This is a genomic window from Furfurilactobacillus entadae, assembly GCF_045862745.1.
Classification (GTDB): Bacteria; Bacillota; Bacilli; order Lactobacillales; family Lactobacillaceae; genus Furfurilactobacillus; species Furfurilactobacillus entadae.
Genome location: NZ_BQXN01000025.1, coordinates 14,281 through 34,616 on the forward strand (window position 1 = coordinate 14,281; position 20,336 = coordinate 34,616).

Here is a 20,336-nt window from a genome sequence, read left to right on the forward strand (position 1 = left end):
AAATGACGTTATTTTGCCCAGACATCCTGCAAAATCATGGTCTGTTCACGATCAGGGCCAACGGACAGGGTTACCAGTTCTAATCCTGTTAGCGCCGTGATCCGTTCAACATAGTGTTGCGCATTTTCTGGCAGTTCGTCAAACGTCTGGCACTGCGTAATGTCTTCTGTCCAGCCAGGCAACGTTTCATAAACAGGTTCGCACCGCAGTAGCGCCTCGCGACCGGCTGGATAACGATCAATCTGTTCGCCATCAAGTTTATATGCTACACAAATCTTCAACTCTGGCAGCCCACTCAACACATCCAAACAGTTCAACGCCAAATAGTTTAGTCCCGAAACACGTTTAGCATGCCGGAGCACCACTGTATCGAGCCAGCCGATCCGCCGGGGGCGTTTCGTTACCGTTCCAAACTCATGGCCGACTTCCCGAATGTGATTCCCAATTTCATCATTTAATTCTGTTGGAAATGGTCCCGCACCAACCCGTGAGGTATACGCCTTGGCCGTTCCAATAACGGATGTCACCTTATTTGGGCCGACACCGCTCCCGATTGTCACCCCACCGGCCACCGGATTTGAGGACGTCACGTAGGGATACGTTCCGTGATCAATATCCAGCATTACACCCTGGGCCCCTTCAAAGACAACCCGCTTTCCTGCGGTCAATACCTCATCAAGAATCGCTGAAGTATCGGCAACGTACGGTTGTAACCGTTTTGCGTAGCCTTGATATTCCGTTAGTAGCGCCTCAAAATCTAGTGGTTCAGCACCATACAGCTTTGCCAAGAGTTCGTTTTTCGCAGCCACATTTCGGGCAAGCAATTCTTTAAACGTCGCTTCTTCTAGTAAATCTGCAATCCGAATGCCCGTCCGTGAGGCCTTATCCATGTAAGCTGGGCCAATTCCCTTATTCGTCGTTCCAATTTTATGCCCATGCTTTCCCGCTTCTTCCAGTTGATCCTGTAAAATATGGTACGGAAAAATCACGTGGGCACGGTTCGAGATCTTCAACTGCGCTGTTTTAACGCCACGGTCGTGCAAGTAATCAAGTTCGGCTAATAAACTTTTCGGGTTAATCACGACCCCGTTACCAATCAAACAGGTCTTATCTGCTTCAAAGATACCCGATGGCAATAACTGAAGTTGATACTTTTCACCATTGAATGTAATCGTATGTCCAGCGTTATCACCACCTTGGTACCGGGAAACAACATCGGCTCCTTGACTCACAAAGTCCGTAATCTTTCCTTTTCCTTCATCGCCCCATTGACTACCAACGATCACTACAGCTGTCATCTTTTCACCTCAAATTAGAATTATCGAACAACAAAGAGAATTGTAACAGCAATCATTCGGATAATCAACAAAAGCAGAATAAAAATAACGATTTTAATTTTATTGTTCTTTTTTTGGTGAATTTACGTTTGACATTCTCTTTTTTTACGGTTATTGTACTCCTGTTGACGAACTTGATTTACATTCCCGCTAAGAAAGAGGTTCTTGTTCAATATGGAAATTTTCGATTACGAAGATGTGCAACTAATTCCGAACAAATGCTTAATTGATAGTCGGACCGAAGCCGATCCAACGACCGTGTTCGGCGGTCATCATTTTAAGCTTCCCGTTGTCCCTGCTAACATGGCCACCGTTATTGATGCACCGTTAGCCACCTGGTTAGCCGAACATGGTTATTTTTACATCATGCACCGGTTTAACCCAGAGACACGGTTAGCATTTGTTCAATCGATGACTGAAAAAAACCTCATCAGTTCCATTAGTGTTGGTGTTAAAGAAGAGGAATATTCGTTTATTGATACTGTTGTTGCCGCCGGCTTGACACCAGATTACATTACCATCGACATCGCTCATGGTCATGCCAACAGTGTCATTAAGATGATTCAATACATCAAGGCCCAGTTACCCGGTAGCTTCGTGATCGCCGGAAACGTCGCCACTCCCGAAGCTGTCCGTGAACTTGAAGACGCTGGTGCCGACGCAACAAAGGTTGGTATTGGGCCCGGGAAGGCTTGTATCACTAAGCTTAAAACAGGTTTTGGAACCGGCGGCTGGCAGTTAGCAGCGGTTCGGTGGTGTGCTAAGGCCGCCCGCAAACCCATTATCGCTGATGGCGGAATTCGTCATAATGGTGACATCGCAAAGTCATTACGCTTTGGCGCTAGCATGGTCATGGTCGGTTCACTCTTTGCAGGCCACAAGCAATCACCTGGAACAGATCTAATGATCAACCAACGCCATTTCAAACAGTATTATGGTTCTGCTTCCGCACAACAAAAGGGCGCTCATAAAAACGTGGAGGGAAAGGATCTGTTAGTTCCTTACCGCGGTGACATCAACGACACCCTTAATGAAATGACGGAAGATCTTCAATCCTCCATTTCCTACGCAGGGGGGAATGATTTAACGGCACTTAAAACCGTTGATTACGTTCTGGTTCGTAACACCATTACAAATGGTGACTAATAATATTCAAAAGGGACGCCCCGTTTATAAACGAGGCGTCCCTTTTAAATTATGTTATTGTTCTGAGACCGGGTTGACATGCTGTTCACGTTCCGGACGTAGCAACGCGTTAAGGATAACGGCTGTAACACTAGCCATGACGATTCCGTTACTCAATAATAGCTGCGCCGTTTTTGGTAACGTTTGGAAAATGGCTGGTTGAACCGTGACCCCTAGCCCTAAACCAATAGAAACAGCTGCCACCAGCAAATTTTTATTGTTACGAAAGTCGACACGGCCCAGCATCCGCACACCCTGCATGGCAACCATGCCAAACATCACAATCATGGCACCGCCAATTACTGGTGCCGGGATAATCGTTGCTAGCGCCCCAACCTTCGGCAACACGCCTAGCGTCATCAGGAAGCCCGCCGCGTAAATCACCGGTCGACGACCCTTTATCCCAGACATTTGCACCAGGCCCACGTTTTGTGAAAACGTGGTGTATGGGAAGGTATTGAAAATGCCACCCAGGGTCACAGCCAATGCTTCAGCACGGTACCCTTTTTTTAAATCCTTTTCTTCAACCGGCCGATTCATGATGTCCCCCAGTGCGAAGAACACCCCGGTTGATTCAACCATTGAAACCAATGACACCATGATCATCGTCAAAATTGAGGAAAGTTCAAAATGTGGTGCCCCGAAATAAAAGGGTTGGGGAAGGTGGAACCAACTAGCCGCCAACACTGGTTTCAGGGAAACCATTCCCACCAAACCAGCAACCACTGTCCCGGATAACAGACCAATCAGGACGGCAATTTGCCGAATAAAGCCTTTTCCCCACACGTTACAAGTAATAATTGTCGCCACGGTCAGGAACCCAACACCAAGATTAACCGGGGAGCCAAAGTTCTTCGCTGCTACATTCCCGCCACCTAAGTTAAGAAACGCAATGGGAATCAACGTCAACCCGATTACCGTAATAACGGTCCCCGTGACCAATGGTGGAAACAACTTACGCAGTTTAGCAAACACACCCGCAATCAGAAAGATAAAAATTCCGGCGGCAATGATCGCCCCGTACATCGTTCCAATCGTGAAGCGTTGGCCGATCATCTGTAAGGGTGCCACTGCCTGAACCGCACAGCCAAGCACGACAGGAAGGCCAATCCCAAAAACACGGTTTGTAAAGATCTGAAGAAACGTTGCCAATCCGCACATAAAAATGTCGACGGAGACTAAATACGTCATCTGTGAGGCATTAAAGTGAAGCGCTCCACCGATGAGTAGTGGCACCAAAATCGCACCTGAATACATCGCTAATAGATGCTGTAATCCCAAAATTGCCGCATGTGATTCCTGAACTGCTCTTCGCTGTTGTGCCATGTGTTATTCCCCTTCGTGTGAAAAGACAACGTGACCATCCTCAAATCCTGCAATACTGGCTAACGCTAACAACGGAATCCCTTGATCGACAATCAATTCATGCCCCCGCTGGAACCGTTTTTCGATCACCACGCCAACGCCACCAACACTGGCCCCTGCGCGTTGACAAATCTCTAGTAATCCGGTGACGGCCTGACCGTTGGCCAAAAAATCATCGATAATAAGCACCCGGTCATTTTTATCAAGAAAATGCTTTGAAATTGAAATCTGGTTCTCGACTTGCTTGGTGAATGAGTAGACCTTCGCCGTGTATAAATCATCCGTGAGGGTCAAACTTTTGTGTTTTCTCGCAAAGACCATTGGAACTCCTAGCGCCAAACTTGCCATCAACGCTGGTGCAATTCCGGACGATTCAACCGTCAGCACCTTCGTTATCCCACTCGTGGCAAAACGCTCAGCAAACGCTTGGCCCATGTCACGCATAAGATGCGGATCCACTTGATGGTTCAAAAACCCATCAACCTTTAAAATATCCTCACCCAACACGCGACCTTCTGATTGAATTCGTTCTTCAAGCTGTTTGATTACGATAACCTCCATTTTTGAATACAAAAAAGCTCCTTTCGCGAACCACGCAAAAGAAGCTGATAAAATCATCGCTAATTTTGCTTATAGTCCGGAATTTAAGGTTCCAGGTAGAGACAGCCATCCATATCATGGCCCTATATAAGCTTTTTCGTACACTGTTTTGAACTTGTGCTTCACAGGATATCACAGGAAATGACTTCCTGCAACTCCCTTTATTGATATTCGTTAATGTTTTGGGTGCCATATTCAAACAGTTGGTTGGCGTAATCACGATCACCCTGTTGCTGTTTGATCTGCGCCTTTAAGGTTCCCAATTGGTCCGTAATGACCCCGTCAACGTCCATGGCCATCACCTTTTTCATGTTATCTGGATCATTAACGGTCCACGCAAACACCTTCTTATTTTGACGGTGCGCACTGCTGACAAACCGGTCATTTAGCGTTGTGTATTCCATGGTGTAAAAATCTGCTTTGGTTTGTGGCAAGCCCACAAAGTTATATGGCAAAATGTACCCCACCGTTAACTGCGGCCGTTGCGTTTTCAACTGCTCAACAATGCCATAATCCAGTGAGTGAATAATATCATGGTGTGCCAACAGTGAGTCACTATACCGTGAAACAAAGCGTTTCACTAAGGCATGCCGATCCTGACCACGATTCATTTTAATTTCAACAAGCAGTTTTTGGTGCATATCATGTGCAGCTTGCAGGTACGCGTCAAATGAATCAATCTGAGCCTGTTCGCCGTTTTCATGAATTTGTGTCTGGGTCAAACTAGCCAGCGATTGCTTGGCAACGGCCCGGTTCTCACCAGCAAGCCCGCTCAAGTTTGGATCATGCATCACCACAAATTTATGATCGCGCGTTTCCTGAATATCCATCTCAACGTACGCCGGGTGCTCTTTATGCGTTTTAGCCAGTGCACCCACCGTATTTTGAATCCCATTGCCATCGTCAACACCGCGATGAGAAATGGTTTGCGGGTCAACAATCAACAGCCCGGCAAAATAACTATACCCATAGCCTGCCATCGTAATCGCAACGACGGTCACAGCCACTGGAACCGCGATTCGCCACCACGTTTTTGCCTTAACCACCGGCAGATCCGGTAGATCAGTTAGCGCCTGCGCATCGTACATACTCATCAACTGCACACTAAGGTCCAACACCCACACGGTTGCCAAAATCGAAATGGTATAACTCACTAATGACAAGAGGTTAAAGTTAATGATGGCCGCCGTCAGGGCAACGGTATGCCCCTGACCGTCAAACCAGCGCTGCCCACCATAAAAGGCTCCCAGCATTAAGGCATACAAAACGGCAATACTGGCAATAATCCCGATGAGGCGCACCGTGATCCACCAAAAGCGCCCCCACGTTCGTTCCCATGATTGACGCACGGCCCGCCGGACGGTCGTTCGCTCAAACATTAAAATAGGAATAACGAGTAGCAAACGATTGCCAAAATAATAACCAGCAACATAGGCCACCACGAGTAACCCAGTCAGGAGCGGTTTCGTTAAAATAAATTCAACAATGAATTCTGGGACCTGAACCTTTGCCAATAACGGAGTGTTGATGAAATTCCCACCAAACGGCACGATCAGTAAAAAGTACAGGATAAAGAACCCAAACGTCCCCACCGATAACCGTGGCAAGCGATGTGTCAGTTCACCCAGAATTTGCCGAATCGTCGGCCGCTGATGTTTCCGCTGGTAGGCCACCATTAACAACAAGTATGAAAATTGCAGATAAATCGCAATCATCATTACCAGTAAAAGACCAACCAACGCCACAATTGCCCACGGATGGGCCTGAGCAACAGCGCCAACGTTGTCATAGGATAAATACGGAATTTGACTCCACCGTAAAATCCCCGCTCCTAACCATGAAAACAGTGGAATCATCAATGCGTAGACCACGATTGCGGTAAACGAATAATGTTTGAAAAAATACCAAAATGCGCGTAAAAATCGCCAAATACTGGTGCGTTTTGTTCCCTTCATGCCCTTGCTCCTCTAAATAGACTCAAACCCTTTGATTTCATTATCCGCGCATTAACGAAAAAATACTTTCTTTTTTTATTTAATCCGCGCCAAGATAATAACGGCACCGGTAAAAAAACTACCGGTGCCGTTATTACGTAAATCAATATCCATGAAGCTTACTCATTATTTTTGTGATTCATTTTTATTGTTTAAAAACAGCTGAATGTACAATTGTTCCGCAAACGGTTTAATTGAATGGTCACTACGGTAAGAATTTCCTAACATGATCACCGCATCTTGACCATCCTTTGAGACACACGACATCGCTTGATAACCGTAACCAAGACCGTGATTCACCGCTGCATCATACAAGTTATAGGTCCCACCACCATACGTGCTTGAACTGCCAGACGTGTACAACGTTTTGACAGCGGCTGGTGAGATAACCTTGCCTTGCAACACGCCGCTTATCAGCGTGTACAGATCGCGCGCTGACATAGCAACCCGTCCCGTTCCAAGTTCGTCATGCCAAAAGGCATCAGGGGTTACAACTGCCTTCCCGTAATCAACGTCACCCGCGCTATTTCCTTCATAGGCAACCGCGACATGCTGATCCGTTGACGGCATGAACACCGTTTGCTGTAAACCAAACCGGTGAACAAACTGCTTTTCAAACAGCGTTTGGTACGACTTACCGGTGATTTTCATTAACACACCAGCCAGTAAATTGTAATTGACCTGTGCGTAGTGCCACTTCCCATACATGTTCTGGTCAAACGTCACGTGGTTAAGATCATAATTGACCACTTCTGCGTCCGTCTCAACCATTGTTGGCCCAACTGGATCCGCTAAATGTAACCCGGAAGTCATGTCGAGCATTTGCCGAATGGTAATTTCGTTGGCATGCGGTAGCGTTGGGTAAAAACGGCTAATATGATCGTCTAAAGAAAGTCGATGTTTTTGAACCTGCTGCATGATCAACGCTCCCGTAGCAAGTTTTTGAATCGAATCAATGGGGTACGCTGTATCCTGGCGATTCTGTCGTTTTGTGGCTGCATTTGACTGACCAAATTGCTTTTCGTACATCACCTTACCATGACGAACGATCAGGACAGACCCAACGAACCGAATTTGCGCCATCTTGTCATCTAACGAAGCAGCCTGGCTTTTATCTAGGTCCACCGCCATTTTTTGTGCCGTCCATGTTGGTGTCGCGGCTTTAGTCGACCGCTGCTTTGCTGGCGCAACGCTTGACCGTGTTGTTCGATGAACTTCATGATTAACAACACTCCATGCTGCCAAACTTGCAATCAAGACCAGGATCACAGCACCCCAGACTTTCACTTTCTTTGACATGACTCCTAAACCCCCGAATTATCTTTATGCCGTGCAATTATAACAGTCTTCCTGGCCTTTTCCCATCGTTGTCATTAATTCCAAGAATTGTTTAACTCTACATGATGATTAAATCTTTAATTGCGAATAATTTTGTTATTTTAGCTTATTACTTCACCCATAGTGAGATGCCCCAGATGTTCACTCGGACTAGCTCTTTTTCTTTATCAATCCTTACGAAACAGCTACTTGTATCCACGAAAAAACGTGCTAGAATTTGGTCACGGTTAATAATAACCGACACGTTAACATTTAGGAGGGTCCTCAAATGGGACTATTAATTGGACTAGCTCTGTTACTTATCTTTGGGCGGTTCATCGGTAAAACGATTTTTTGGGTGTTAGGCACCGTGGTTGTTATCGCTGCCTTTCTGTTCTTCATTCGCATCGCTTTTTGGCTTGCGTTACTTTTCGCCGTCATCGGTGGCCTTTCATTTTTAAGTCGAACTTAGCCCACTCACATTAATTAAAATTTTCTGACTACTGTGGCGCCTGCTTAGGTAATCGCGCCCAAATAAAAATAGCCACCTTCCCAATGGGACGGTGGCTATTTTTATTTGACGTTAGCTTATTGTTTCACGTGAAACCTGATTATTCAGCTTCACTGCCAAGCCACCGACCAACAACGGCCGCAATTGCTGCACCAAGAACTGGTCCCACTAAGTAAACCCAGTAGTGTGCCAATGCTGATCCACCTGCAAAGATGGCTGGACCAAAACTACGGGCTGGGTTCAATGAACCACCCGTTAAGTTTAAGGCGACTAAGATCAAAAATCCTAGTGTCAACCCAATGGCCAATGGTGCCATTTGAGCGTTACCGTACCGTTTGCTGGTCACCATTAAGATAACAAACACAAATAAAAATGTAATCAGTGTTTCAGTTGCAAACGCTGCGCCAGCAGAAATGTTTGGAAAATCTGTTTGGCCGAATCCAACCCGTTGTGGTAGGTTCAGTGCATGCTTCATCATGCCAATCACCGCAGAACCGGCAATTGCGCCTAAAAATTGCGAAATCACATATTTAACTGCATCGATCGCACTCAAGCGACCGTTGATGAGCATTGCAACGGACACTGCAGGATTAAAGTGACCACCCGAAATGCCACCCACTGCGTAGGCCATCATCGTAATCGCCAATCCAAATGCCAACCCAATTGCTAGTGGTCCCCCCTTAGTCAGGGTCACCGTTCCGGTCCCAATAAAGACCAGCATAAACGTTCCAAGAAATTCAGCTACTGCTTTCTTCATCATTATCGCCTCCAATGATAGATGTTTTTTTGTAACCTATTCATGGTACACCAAATATACTTGATAAAGATAATAAACAACCTCGTTAACTATTTAATTACATCAAATACATTGATTTACGACGAAAAAACCACTGCCATTACTGGCAGTGGTTTTATATGCTCACTTCTATTGATGTTGCTCTGCAATTACTCGAATCCGTCGTCCAGCAGTCCACAATAAAATACTGGAGATCCATGACGCCAAGATGAGGCTAATAACCGCCTGCCAGTAAAAGGCATTCGGTCTGGTTAACCACTGCTCGCTGATTTGGTTCACCTTCGTGTACTCCCAAACACCGACAATTGCCGGCACTAAAACAATCAAATACACCGTAAAGTTTGCACCAGAGGACATCATCGTCCATGCCAGTACAACACCAACAAAAATATTAATAAGACCCGCCCATTTTAATAACCCACGGACGGCGCCAACTGCCTCGTCATGCCACTGTTGATTCATTGAAGATTCGTCCTTTGCTGTAAAGTTGATCTTTACATTATCCCACACTTCCAGCAAACAAACTACTTTCTCCCGGTAGGATTAACCTTGGTGTTCTTTCAAGACTTTCTCACCCAGCGGGGTTAATCCAGTCACAGTGAAATCCGTTGCTTCAATGTATCCAGCCTGGATCAATGGGCGTGGATTACCACCAATTGCATTGTCACAATAATCAACAAAGTGGCTCAACGGGGTTCCCGACTCCACGCGCCCATCTGCAATGGCGCTCAAAATGTCAAAATCTGTTGCCGTTAATTCCATTATCTTCACCCTCCTTTTTATTTGCTATCAGTATACCCAACTTGTTAAACAACAGGCATTATCATTCCTCATAACTTTAATCTATTAATTTAATTAGCAAATGACAGGCACATTATTCGCGAGCTTACCATAAACTTGCTATTCTAAACTCAACAAGTCACTCACTTTAGAAACACAGCTCAGGAGGAATAATTTATGCCAAATGCCCTGTTAAATATCGCAACCCTCAACACAATGCTAACGGATCACCCAACGGCCCCCGTGGTGTCGCTCTACGTTAATATTGATCCTGCCGATCGTCAACACACTCGGTTACGGGTCCAAGAGCTGCTTCGGCAAGCTAAAACGACTGTGATCGCTGACTTTGGCGCCGACTGGTGGACTCCGTTTGAACACCGCCTTACCAGTGCGCTTAGTGACGACACCCTTTTCGCCCAAAACATTAAAGAGAGTCTCGGCGTCCTCGCCACATCACAACAAATTATTGTTGACCACTTATTAACCGCTGTGGAAGATCATGTCAGCGTGGCAACCACGCCCGAGTTAAGGCCGCTTCTTTTCGAACAACAAACTGACTTTGACTTTGATCTGCTCGCGCTTAATGGTGATTCTTTCCGTCTTTACCAAATTCAAAATCATCGGGCCATTCCAATGCCATTGCCGGATGACGCGCCAACTACTTTAACAAAGGCACTCGGTGATCAAAAGCGCGGCGGTGATTTAAACGCTGTCAGTCGTGGCGATCATGCTGGGTTCCACGGTCATAATTCCAAGGACGCAGAAAAAGAAATCGACTTAACAAACTACTACAAAGCTGTCGAGGACTTTATGCAAGCTAATCACCAACAATCAACTCGACCACTCATTCTGTTTGCCCTTCCGGAGAATCAAGCCCTCTACCGGCGCATTAGTCGGTTAGCACGCCTTTCCACAACATACGCATTGCAAAACTCTCCGGCCGGTTTAACAACTGCGCAAATTCAAACGCAGATCAACCCACTGTTCGAGCACCACGCCCACCTCGCAATCGATCAGGCCTTGAACGATTACCAGTCCGCTGCCAATGCAAACCGTCAGCTCAACGTACCGTCTGACATCGCAACTGCGGCCTGTCAAGGCCAAGTCGAAACATTCATTGTCTCCGAAACGAGCGCTTGGCACGGGACGTTGACTGACGATCAGTTTACACCAACAGATGATGGCCAGGACATCCTTCCAACCCTGTGCACCGCGGTCTTACAAAATGGCGGTCAGGTTGTGGTAGTGCCTGAGGACCAATTGCCAGATGGTCAGCCAGTGGCCATCAGCCGGTACTAGCCTAAACAACGTTACAAAAAATAGCGAAAACAGCCACTTTTCTTTAACTAGAGAAGTGGCCTTTTTCACATCGTCAGTATTCAATCCGTGAATCCAATCAATCTCTGATTAAACCAATTAAATAATTAATTGATTATTTCTTAAGAAAGTTTTTCCGGGGTCAATTCTTATGGATAATCAAAAATGCAAAAATTTTTTGATTACGTTTTTTATGCGAACAATCCCTTTCATACCAGGATTTAACCGCCATAACCACATCAACATTTCATCAAAATAAATCATTAAATCTGAGGTTTTTAAGTTTGCTTTTAGGTTCAATGCGTATATTATAAATATCGAAGGAGTTGATACCCCTCACTCCTTCGACGTAATGTATCTCCCCCCAGATATGTTAAGACTCTCTCTAGAATGATGGCCGACTTAGGATTCCCCGATCCTAAGTCGGTTTTTTTGTATCTTCGTTTACCACCACCATGGGTTACCAAAAAGTGCCTACTTGTTCTAGCCATGGTCGTCACTTATTCTTAAGAAGATAAAACAATCAAGGAGGCTCATCATGGACTTACAATTAACAAACAAACTTGCACTGGTCACTGGTTCAACAAAAGGGATCGGCAAGGCAATTGCCATTGAGTTGGCACGTGAAGGCGCCACGGTCATCATTAATGGTCGGAGCGAGGCAAGTGTCGCCGCAGCCATTACCGACATTCAGGCCACTGTTCCCACAGCAACACTTCAACCAGCTCCGTATGATTTAACAACCGAAGCCGGTCGTGACCAACTGGAAACACGTTTCCCAACGCTTGATATTTTGATTAACAACATGGGAATCTTTGAAGCCATGGATTACTTTGACATCGATGACGCCACGTGGGAACGATACTTCAAAACAAACGTCCTCAGTGGTAACGCCCTGGCTAAATTTTACCTACCGAGCTTACTTAAGCAATCCTTTGGCCGGATCATCTTTATCGCTAGTGAGGCTGCCATTCAACCATCACCAGAAATGCCACAATACAGCATGACAAAGGCGATGGAACTAAACCTTTCAAAAAGTTTAGCGACGCTCACCCGTGGGACTGGTGTGACGGTTAACACCGTGATGCCAGGTTCAACGTTAACAGAGGGCGTTGTGGACTTCATTAACGACCTTTATCCCGATGACAGCCTCTCCTTTGCAGAGAAAGAACGTGAGTACATGGCGAAGAACCGGCCCACTTCAACGCTCGGTCGCTTAATTCGCCCCGATGAGATCGGTAAACTCGTAGCCTTTGTTGCCAGTCCTGCCGTCGGCGCCTTCAGCGGTAATGCAATTCGTATGGATGGTGGTATCGTGCCAACCATGTTCTAGTTCATTTTAAAAAACACCACTTGCTCGATGAACCCAAACTAAAAGAGCGGCTGACTTCCCAAATTTTTCGGGACGGTCACCGCTCTTTTAGTTTGCTCAAATTCGATTAGTAACGTGTTGTTCGTTTGTACTGCCACTGACGAACAATCATTACGACCACCAGCATTGCAAAGACCGCAATGGCAGCTGTTCCAAACAAGAACTTGTATGACGTCATGTCAATCAAGATTCCCCCTAGTAGCGGTCCTAACGCTCGACCAGCTGCGGCTGCAGCGTTAACGGAGCCCTGGTACTTCCCTTTTACTGACAGCGGCGTTAGTTTATTCACCATTGCCGGAATCGCTGGAAATGCCGTCGCTTCACCTAACGTTAACACTGAGATAGCCAGAACAAAGCCCGCGTAATTTTTAACAAATAGCAAGATCACAAATGAACTCGCAAAGGCCAAAATTCCAGGAATAATCTGGTAGTACGGATTCCGAATTCGATCACCCAGTGCATTGACCCCTAACTGGAAGACCAAAATCAACCCGGCGTTAATGGTCCACAAGAAGCTGTACTTGGTTAAGGGAATGCCTTGATCTGTCATGTAGACCGCCATGTTTGAAACCCACTGTTCATACATGATCCAAATAACGATCAGTGTGGTAAAGAACGTCCAGATAATGATGAGGTTCGGTCGGGGCAATTTAAACTTCGTGGTTTCATGCTTAGTCGGGGCAGCGTGTTTCTTTACAACCGGCACGTTAAACTGCGTCATCGCAATGAAGAAGTACAGCACATACATGGCCGCAGCAATTATGAAGAGGTAGTGCACACCATGCTGGTAAACGAACCCCACCATCATTGTTCCAAACACAGTTCCGAGGTTTTGCATAAAGTAGATCATGTTAAACACGTACCGGCTGTCATGTTTCTTAATCGTCGTTCCCAACGAATTAATCAATGTAATTAACAGCCCACTTCCAAAGCCCATAAAGACCAGCCCAATTGGAAAGGCCGGCCACCCATGCCAGAAGATCAGGAAGACGGCAGTCAACAGTTCGTAAACCGTTGCCACCAGGGTCAGTTTATAGGCGTCAATTCGGTCAAACAACCAGCCACCGAGGTAGGAGCCAACAATTGCGGCTGCGGAATTTAAAAATAAGACCAGTCCCACGACGGTTAGTGATTCATGGAGCGCATCATGAATGTAAATGGTCGTTAACGGCCAAATAAAACTCTGCCCCATATTATTCAGAAGTCCCGCAGCTAGGAGCCATGGTAACTTGATTTCTTTTCCTGTAGCTTGTTGTTGCATTGTCCTCTCCTCCTCAGTGTTTACTATTTCCGGGGAAATAATTGACCATCCAATTAACGGGTACGCATCGACTGATGCGTGCCCGTTAGGATAGCACTTGTTCAACTTGTTATCGCCGTTTACCCCTGTGGTGTGTACGCAATGTTTGAGAACTTGTTAAACGACTTTACGAACAGTAGCTTAACGGTCCCCCGCGCACCAGAACGGTTCTTTTCAATAATCACTTCAACTTCCCCAACGTTTTGATCTTCATCATCACGAGGGTCATTACCGTTATCATCGTCATCATTATCCCGTTGATAGTAGTCATCACGGTAGAGAAAGGCAACGATATCGGCATCTTGTTCAATTGATCCAGATTCACGAATATCAGATAACACTGGTCGCTTATCTTGCCGCTGTTCCAAGCCACGAGACAATTGGGATAGTGCAATCACTGGTACCCGTAGTTCTTTGGCCAACTTCTTGAGTTGCCGCGAAATGTCAGAAACTTCTTGTTGCCGGTTTTCCTTATTACCACCTTCGATCAGTTGCAAATAATCAATGATGATAATGCCAAGCTCATGTTCCTTCGCAAGTCGCCGACACTTGGCGCTGATTTCAGCCATCCGGTTCCCTGGTGTATCGTCAATGTACACACTGGTCTTTGACAACGCCCCCATGGCAACCACTAAGTTTTGCCACTCTTCGTCCGTCAATTGCCCCGTCCGCAAATGGTTTGCATCGATGCTCCCCTCTGCACACAGCATCCGGTTAACCAATGATTCTGCACCCATTTCCAAACTAAACATGGCAACCGTTTTGTTTGTCTTTGTCGCAACGTTTTCAGCGATGTTAAGCACAAACGCAGTCTTCCCGACCCCGGGACGGGCGGCAAGAATAATCAACTCATCCTCGTGAAGCCCCGTAGTCATTTTATCTAACTCATGGAAGCCTGTTGCTAACCCGGTAATTTCGTTTCCATTTTTCGACAACTCATTCACGGTATTCATCGCTTGATTCAAGACATCAGCAATCGGTTTAAACCCACCGCTACTCCGATCATCCGCTACCCGCATGATTTCAGTCTCAGCGTTTTCAAGTAGCGTTGCGACGTCATCTTCTTCGTTGTAAGAGCGGGTGACGATGTCCGTTGCCGTTTTGATCAGACGCCGTAAAACGGCTTTTTCCTGAACAATGCGGGCATAGTAGCCAACGTTGGCAGCCGTTGGGACCGCCTGCGCTAGCTCTGCAATGTAACTCACGCCGCCGACATCATCGATCTGCCCGTTGCCCGTTAACGCGTCGTTTACCGTCACGGCATCAACAACGGTTCCGTTGGCATTCAAATCCATCATTACTTGAAAGATGATTTGGTGAGCACGCCGATAAAAGTCCTCAGCCTGTAAATACTCCATCGCTGCTGGTAACGCGTCGTTGCTTAAAAAAACGGCCCCTAAAACAGCCTGTTCGGCTTCAATATTTTGTGGCGGGGTTTGCTCCCGCAAGTCTACATTATCCATGTTCTCTCCGCTTATTTCTTTACGACTAATACTATCCAAGTTATCCCATAAGCTCATTGAGTAAACAAGCATTAAATTAAAGCGACTGGTTTCCCAAACGTTGGGAGATCCAGTCGCTTTAATTTAAGCAGCATTCTCTGGTTCATAACTTCCATTCCCAATCGACAGCGGCTGTTCACAATAATGGAAATCCCGCTCCCGAAGATGATCCACTACTGGGCAACCACATGAACGCGGATTTTAGCCGTTACCTGGGCGTGCAGTTTAACCGAAACGTTCGTATACCCGAGCACGCGAATTGGATTTGGTAGATCAATCTTGTGTTTATCTAATTTTAAATTGAACTGTTGTTCTAGGGCCTGTGCAATTTGTTTTGACGGAATCGAACCAAATAACCGACTGTCAGAGCCAGCTTTGGCTTTAATTTCAACAACGGTTTCATCGGCTTCAAGGGTTGCCTTCAACGCCTGTGCATCAGCCAATTCAGCAGCTTCTTCACGTGCTTCCGCACGTTGTTGGCCCTGTAACTGACTCATTGCAGCGGCGGAAGCGACCTTCGCCTTACCATTTTTGATCAGAAAATTTTGTGCGTAACCATCAGGAACATCCTTGATGTCGCCACGCTTACCACGGCCCTTAACGTCTTCCAAAAAGATTACTTTCATGAGTTTACTCCTTTGTTTTATTTGATTCAGTTGCTTCTTCAATCAATAAATCGAGTAACGTCTGCCGAACTTCACTAACACTTTGACCTTCGACTTGCGTTGCGGCGTTTTGCAAGTGACCACCGCCACCCATCTGTTCCATGATAACCTGAACGTTGACCTCACCAGTTGACCGCGCTGAAACACCAACCCGCCCATCCTGACGAAGCGTAATGACAAACGAAGCGTCGATCCCGGCCATACTTAACAACGAATCCGCGGCTTGAGCTGCCGTGACAGAATCATAGCTTTGCTGATCCTCTCCTGCAATCATTGCCGCATTATCGTTAACCAGCTCAACTCGACTGATCAGGTGGTTCCGTTTCATGTAACTATCGGGGTTTTCTTTGTTAAACTGTGCAATCAACCCCGCGTCGGCACCCGCTGACCGTAAGTAACTCGCCGCATCAAACGTTCGCGTCCCCGTATGATCCGTGAAGTGTTTGGTGTCAATTTCAATCCCTGACAACATTGCGGTTGCCTCAATTTTATTGATCGCATTTGCTTCCTGTGGTTGGTACTCTAACATTTCAGTGATCAACTCACAAGTGGAACTCGCATATGGTTCAATGTAAACCAACACCGGATTTTCAGGAAATTCTTCGCCACGCCGATGATGATCAATGATGACCGTTCGATTTTGGAGCTTCTCATACACATCACGTCCCATTGAGAGTGACGGTTTCGAGTGGTCCACCATGACTAAGAAACTCTGATCCGTAGCGCGGTTAACGGCGTCAGCCGGGGTAATGATTGCGTCTTTAATTTCTGAATATCGATCAACAGCCTGTAACAACTGCTGAATATCAGAATGACTTTGCTGGGCCTCATCCAAAATGATCCAGCATTTCTTTCCGTTCATCTGGGCGATCCGTCGAATTCCCAGACATGCCCCGAGAGAGTCCATATCAGGCGTCTGGTGGCCCGCAACAAAGATCTGGTCCGATTGACTGAATAATTCCTGTAGCGCCTGAGAAATCATTCTAGCCCGCACACGCGTCCGTTTTTCCATTGGATTGGTCTTTCCACCATAAAAACGGGCTTCTTCGTCTTCGGCTTTCACCACAACCTGATCACCACCACGACCAAGAGCTAGGTCAAGGTTACTTTGTGCCAATCCTGCCAATCGGTTAAGATCCTTTAACCCATACGAGATCCCCATTGATAACGTTAGTGGGTAATTTTGCTTTGAAGTCGTCTCCCGAATGGTATCCAGAACCTTAAATTTATCGTCTTCCAACCGCTCCAGATCATGAAGATGACCAATCAACAGGTAGTGATCAGAATTAAGCCGCCGCAGGTACATATTGAACTGTTTTGTCCAATCGGCCAGGGTGCTCGTCACATAATTCCGCAACGTCGAAACATCTGAGTCACTCATGCTCTGCGTGACTTCATCGTAGTTATCGAGCGAAATGTTCCCCAGGACCAGTTGTTCATTGTGGTAGTCCTGTTCGATTTGAGCATAGTGGCTCACATCCATTAAGTACACGACGTTTAGTTCATGTTGAACTAGCAAATAAAATTGCTTCCCGGCCCACGTGATTGTGCTGTATGTCTCATCATCGCCATGCTCAGTGATTGCTGTGGCCAACTCCTCATCGACATCAGCGATAGCCTTCCCCAAAACGTCCGTTTCACCAAAATATTGCTGTAAGTACGGATTGATCCAGGACACGCGTTGATGATCATTAAAAATCAAAATCCCCATCGGCATTTTGATTAAGGCTTCTTGTTCGCCACGTTTGATTCGATACGATAGATCCGCAATAAACTCCTGCGTATCAATACTAATTTCTTGAAGCGTATTAAAAATAATGATTAACAAAGCGGCCGCCGCAATCAATACGACCAACCCAAAAATCCAGTTTACGATAAATGCCGCAACGATTCCAAGAAGCGCCAACAGTTGACCCTCAATGGCAACCCAGCGCAACCGTGTATTTTGCATAAACACAGGTAAGCGGAACCGTGCAAATAATTGCCTCATGTTGTCCGTTCCTTTCTGTAAATCCTGATAACATTTTATCACACCTCAGGAAGGCAAAACACTCGTGACCGTCGACACCACGTTCTGTGGTCCCCTAAATCGTCCCAATTTAGCGCAATAAAAAAACAGCCCCCAGCGGGAGCTGTTTAAAAGACAATTAGTCTTCAGCAACGAATGGGAGCAAGCCCATAATCCGTGAACGCTTGATTGCCACCGTCAAACGACGTTGGTTCTTAGCGGACGTACCAGTTACTCGACGAGGTAAAATCTTGCCTCGTTCTGAGATAAACCGTTGCAACAATTCTGTATCTTTGTAATCGATGTATTCGATGTGGTTTGCGGCGATGAAGTCTACCTTACGGCGACGACGGTTACCACCACGACGACGTTGATCAGCCATAGTTATAATCCTCCGATCTTCTAGTTATTAGAATGGAAGGTCGTCATCCGAAATGTCGATGCTGTCACTGTTTCCAGCAAACGGATCGGCTGGTTGGCTTGGTTGGCTACTTGCAGCTGCGCTGTTTGTATTCCCACCATTGTTGCCACCAAACGGATTGGCGCTTCCTTGTTGAGGAGCGTTATTGTTGAAGCCGCCGTTGTTACCTGCGTTGTTAGTCCGTTGCTCACTTTGTGAACGGGATTCTAATAAGGCAAAGTTTTCAACGACCACTTCAGTCACGTAAACGCGCTGACCTTGTTGGTTATCATAGTTCCGGGTTTGAATCCGACCTTCGATTCCAACAAGCGAACCTTTGTGGGTAAAGTTAGCGAAGTTTTCCGCTGACTTCCGCCACACAACGCAGTTGATAAAATCAGCTTCTCGTTGACCTTGCTGGTTCGTAAACTGGCGGTCAACGGCTAACGTAAACGTAGCAACCGCTGCTCCTGATTGTGTGTAACGAACTTCAGGGTCACGAGTCAAGCGGCCAGTTAGAACGGCGCGATTAATCATGGTTGAAGTGCTCCTCTCGAAATTTTGTTAATTTAAACGGATGCTTATTCAGCGTCGCGTTTAACGATCATGTGACGTAAGATTCCGTCACTGATCTTAGCCAAACGATCAAATTCGTTTAAAGCTTCGGCTTGGTCAGTGGTCAGGTTGATAACGCGGTAAGTACCTTCGTTAAAACCTCCGATTTCGTACGCAAAGCGCCGAGTTGACCAGTCCTTTGAATCAGCAATTTGGGCACCGTTGTCCGTCAAGATCTTGTCAAAACGATCAACTAAGGCTTGCTTAGCGTCGCTATCTAAATCTGGGCGAACGATGTAGGTGATTTCATACTTAGTTGCTAACATCGACTGTCTACCTCCTTATGGTCTTTAGACCCGCGTTCAATAACAACGGGTAAGGAGTCATTCACCGAAAAGGGTGAACGCTCACGAACTAAAAGTATAGCATGACACTTCTTAAATAACAACCCACCCTCCTCAAGGGTGGCATTAACATCCGTGACATCTTAACCGAATGACCCGCGTAACACTGACGTTCGTTCACACATAATTAACATACGTGATGTGCGCCCAAAGATTTTTTATTGAGCTCATCTTTTAAAATGACCGACCGTAATCAACGTTAATAAAAAAACTGACTGCCGCCCTGTAGTGAGCGTCAACCAGTAATTCATTAACCATAAATTTAGCTTACTTAAATTTTACAGCTGTTCCATAAGCGGCGACCGTTTCCATGTCCTGACTAATGGAATCGGAATCGTAGCGCATCATGACTACGGCATCTGCACCCATGGCTGCAGCATTTGCACGAAGGCGCGTCACCGCAATGTCGCGGGCTTCACTCAGTAATTCTGTGTATGCCTTGATCTCGCCACCAACGATGTTTTTCAATCCAGCACCGATATTTTTGACCACGTTTTTGGACTGTGTTGTTAGCCCAAACACTTCACCAATTACTTCGTATTCTTGACCCGGAATATTTTCTGTCGTCACCACTAAAACGTTTACTGCTTCAGTCATTAGCTCATCCCCCATTATTTTGTTGTCTTTATTGTGCCGATTTTAGAACAAACCTTGCAACAAACTCACCTCGACGCAACCTAAATTTATGCATTCTTCGATCAAACACAACAAAAAGGACTGACAACCTGACGTTTACCCAAAAAGTTGGAACTAAATAGTTTTGTTAATTAGGCAGTTAATTGCCGCTCGAAATCGAGTGGTGATTGACCGCCTAATTTTATTTTAATTCGCTTTTGATTGTAATAATTAATCCAGGAATTGATTGCTTTGGTTAGCTCTGAGGCGTTTGCGTATTGCTGTAAACTACCAATTTCAACTTTTAATGTAT

Annotated in this window: 21 protein-coding genes and 1 riboswitch; of the genes, 4 read left to right on the forward strand and 17 right to left on the reverse strand. The window is 46.0% G+C overall.

Annotation, left to right across the window (positions count from 1 at the left end; genetic code table 11):
* Window positions 1-8: 8 nt before the first annotated feature.
* A complete protein-coding gene (locus ACKTR5_RS09665; protein ID WP_407881119.1) occupies window positions 9-1,298 on the reverse strand; it encodes an adenylosuccinate synthase in 1,290 nt (429 codons plus the stop codon).
* A 213-nt stretch (window positions 1,299-1,511) separates the two neighbouring features.
* Between ACKTR5_RS09665 and ACKTR5_RS09670 the strand changes: the two genes are divergently transcribed.
* The gene (locus ACKTR5_RS09670) at window positions 1,512-2,483 is read left to right on the forward strand and encodes a GMP reductase (RefSeq protein WP_407881120.1); all 972 of its coding nucleotides are present in this window, start codon (window positions 1,512-1,514) and stop codon (window positions 2,481-2,483) included.
* Window positions 2,484-2,537: 54 nt separating this feature from the next.
* Here ACKTR5_RS09670 and ACKTR5_RS09675 read toward each other — a convergent pair whose 3' ends face one another.
* From ACKTR5_RS09675 to ACKTR5_RS09690, 4 genes are all read right to left on the reverse strand, one after another.
* Complete coding sequence (locus tag ACKTR5_RS09675; protein ID WP_407881121.1) at window positions 2,538-3,848, reverse strand: nucleobase:cation symporter-2 family protein; 1,311 nt, start codon at window positions 3,846-3,848, stop codon at window positions 2,538-2,540.
* Window positions 3,849-3,851: 3 nt separating this feature from the next.
* Window positions 3,852-4,433: a xanthine phosphoribosyltransferase gene (locus ACKTR5_RS09680; RefSeq protein WP_407881145.1), complete on the reverse strand. Its 582-nt coding sequence runs from the start codon at window positions 4,431-4,433 to the stop codon at window positions 3,852-3,854.
* 67 nt (window positions 4,434-4,500) lie between these two features.
* Window positions 4,501-4,598: riboswitch (purine riboswitch) on the reverse strand.
* Between the two features lie 50 nt (window positions 4,599-4,648).
* The gene (locus ACKTR5_RS09685; RefSeq protein WP_407881122.1) at window positions 4,649-6,442 is read right to left on the reverse strand and encodes a glycerophosphoryl diester phosphodiesterase membrane domain-containing protein; all 1,794 of its coding nucleotides are present in this window, start codon (window positions 6,440-6,442) and stop codon (window positions 4,649-4,651) included.
* A gap of 165 nt (window positions 6,443-6,607) precedes the next feature.
* The gene (locus tag ACKTR5_RS09690) at window positions 6,608-7,780 is read right to left on the reverse strand and encodes a serine hydrolase domain-containing protein (RefSeq protein WP_407881123.1); all 1,173 of its coding nucleotides are present in this window, start codon (window positions 7,778-7,780) and stop codon (window positions 6,608-6,610) included.
* Window positions 7,781-8,087: 307 nt separating this feature from the next.
* On the opposite strand from ACKTR5_RS09690, the gene ACKTR5_RS09695 reads away from it, so the two are divergent.
* Window positions 8,088-8,270, forward strand: a complete 183-nt coding sequence (locus tag ACKTR5_RS09695) for a hypothetical protein (protein WP_407881124.1) — start codon at window positions 8,088-8,090, stop codon at window positions 8,268-8,270.
* A gap of 139 nt (window positions 8,271-8,409) precedes the next feature.
* Here the strand turns inward: ACKTR5_RS09695 and ACKTR5_RS09700 are convergent, their stop codons facing one another.
* The 3 genes from ACKTR5_RS09700 to ACKTR5_RS09710 all read right to left on the reverse strand — a co-directional run bounded on the left by ACKTR5_RS09700 (window position 8,410) and on the right by ACKTR5_RS09710 (window position 9,867).
* Window positions 8,410-9,066 (reverse strand): MIP/aquaporin family protein, encoded by a 657-nt coding sequence (locus tag ACKTR5_RS09700; RefSeq protein ID WP_407881125.1) that lies wholly within the window; start codon window positions 9,064-9,066, stop codon window positions 8,410-8,412.
* Between the two features lie 168 nt (window positions 9,067-9,234).
* Window positions 9,235-9,567, reverse strand: a complete 333-nt coding sequence (locus ACKTR5_RS09705; RefSeq protein ID WP_407881127.1) for a hypothetical protein — start codon at window positions 9,565-9,567, stop codon at window positions 9,235-9,237.
* An 81-nt stretch (window positions 9,568-9,648) separates the two neighbouring features.
* Window positions 9,649-9,867, reverse strand: a complete 219-nt coding sequence (locus ACKTR5_RS09710) for a hypothetical protein (RefSeq protein ID WP_407881128.1) — start codon at window positions 9,865-9,867, stop codon at window positions 9,649-9,651.
* A gap of 195 nt (window positions 9,868-10,062) precedes the next feature.
* Between ACKTR5_RS09710 and ACKTR5_RS09715 the strand changes: the two genes are divergently transcribed.
* Together ACKTR5_RS09715 and ACKTR5_RS09720 are read left to right on the forward strand one after the other, a co-directional pair.
* Window positions 10,063-11,184, forward strand: coding sequence for a baeRF6 domain-containing protein (locus tag ACKTR5_RS09715; protein WP_407881130.1), 1,122 nt, complete (start codon window positions 10,063-10,065; stop codon window positions 11,182-11,184).
* A 556-nt stretch (window positions 11,185-11,740) separates the two neighbouring features.
* The gene (locus tag ACKTR5_RS09720; RefSeq protein ID WP_407881132.1) at window positions 11,741-12,535 is read left to right on the forward strand and encodes an SDR family NAD(P)-dependent oxidoreductase; all 795 of its coding nucleotides are present in this window, start codon (window positions 11,741-11,743) and stop codon (window positions 12,533-12,535) included.
* 106 nt (window positions 12,536-12,641) lie between these two features.
* Here ACKTR5_RS09720 and ACKTR5_RS09725 read toward each other — a convergent pair whose 3' ends face one another.
* The 9 genes from ACKTR5_RS09725 to ACKTR5_RS09765 all read right to left on the reverse strand — a co-directional run.
* A complete protein-coding gene (locus tag ACKTR5_RS09725) occupies window positions 12,642-13,835 on the reverse strand; it encodes an MDR family MFS transporter (protein WP_407881133.1) in 1,194 nt (397 codons plus the stop codon).
* Between the two features lie 119 nt (window positions 13,836-13,954).
* A complete protein-coding gene (gene dnaB / locus ACKTR5_RS09730; RefSeq protein ID WP_407881135.1) occupies window positions 13,955-15,337 on the reverse strand; it encodes a replicative DNA helicase in 1,383 nt (460 codons plus the stop codon).
* Between the two features lie 212 nt (window positions 15,338-15,549).
* Window positions 15,550-16,002 (reverse strand): 50S ribosomal protein L9, encoded by a 453-nt coding sequence (gene rplI / locus ACKTR5_RS09735; protein ID WP_407881136.1) that lies wholly within the window; start codon window positions 16,000-16,002, stop codon window positions 15,550-15,552.
* 4 nt (window positions 16,003-16,006) lie between these two features.
* Complete coding sequence (locus ACKTR5_RS09740) at window positions 16,007-18,031, reverse strand: DHH family phosphoesterase (protein WP_407881138.1); 2,025 nt, start codon at window positions 18,029-18,031, stop codon at window positions 16,007-16,009.
* Between the two features lie 157 nt (window positions 18,032-18,188).
* Window positions 18,189-18,431, reverse strand: a complete 243-nt coding sequence (rpsR, locus tag ACKTR5_RS09745; protein WP_017262420.1) for a 30S ribosomal protein S18 — start codon at window positions 18,429-18,431, stop codon at window positions 18,189-18,191.
* Window positions 18,432-18,458: 27 nt separating this feature from the next.
* Window positions 18,459-18,986 carry a single-stranded DNA-binding protein gene (gene ssb / locus ACKTR5_RS09750; protein WP_407881140.1) on the reverse strand — a complete coding sequence of 176 codons (528 nt, stop codon included), beginning with the start codon at window positions 18,984-18,986 and terminating at the stop codon, window positions 18,459-18,461.
* 44 nt (window positions 18,987-19,030) lie between these two features.
* Entirely contained in the window at window positions 19,031-19,330 is a 300-nt protein-coding gene (gene rpsF, locus ACKTR5_RS09755) for a 30S ribosomal protein S6 (RefSeq protein WP_407881141.1), read from the reverse strand.
* A 345-nt stretch (window positions 19,331-19,675) separates the two neighbouring features.
* Window positions 19,676-20,005, reverse strand: a complete 330-nt coding sequence (locus ACKTR5_RS09760; protein WP_407881142.1) for a heavy metal-binding domain-containing protein — start codon at window positions 20,003-20,005, stop codon at window positions 19,676-19,678.
* 170 nt (window positions 20,006-20,175) lie between these two features.
* The coding region (locus tag ACKTR5_RS09765) for an IS3 family transposase (RefSeq protein WP_407881147.1) at window positions 20,176-20,336 on the reverse strand (161 nt) is incomplete at its 5' end.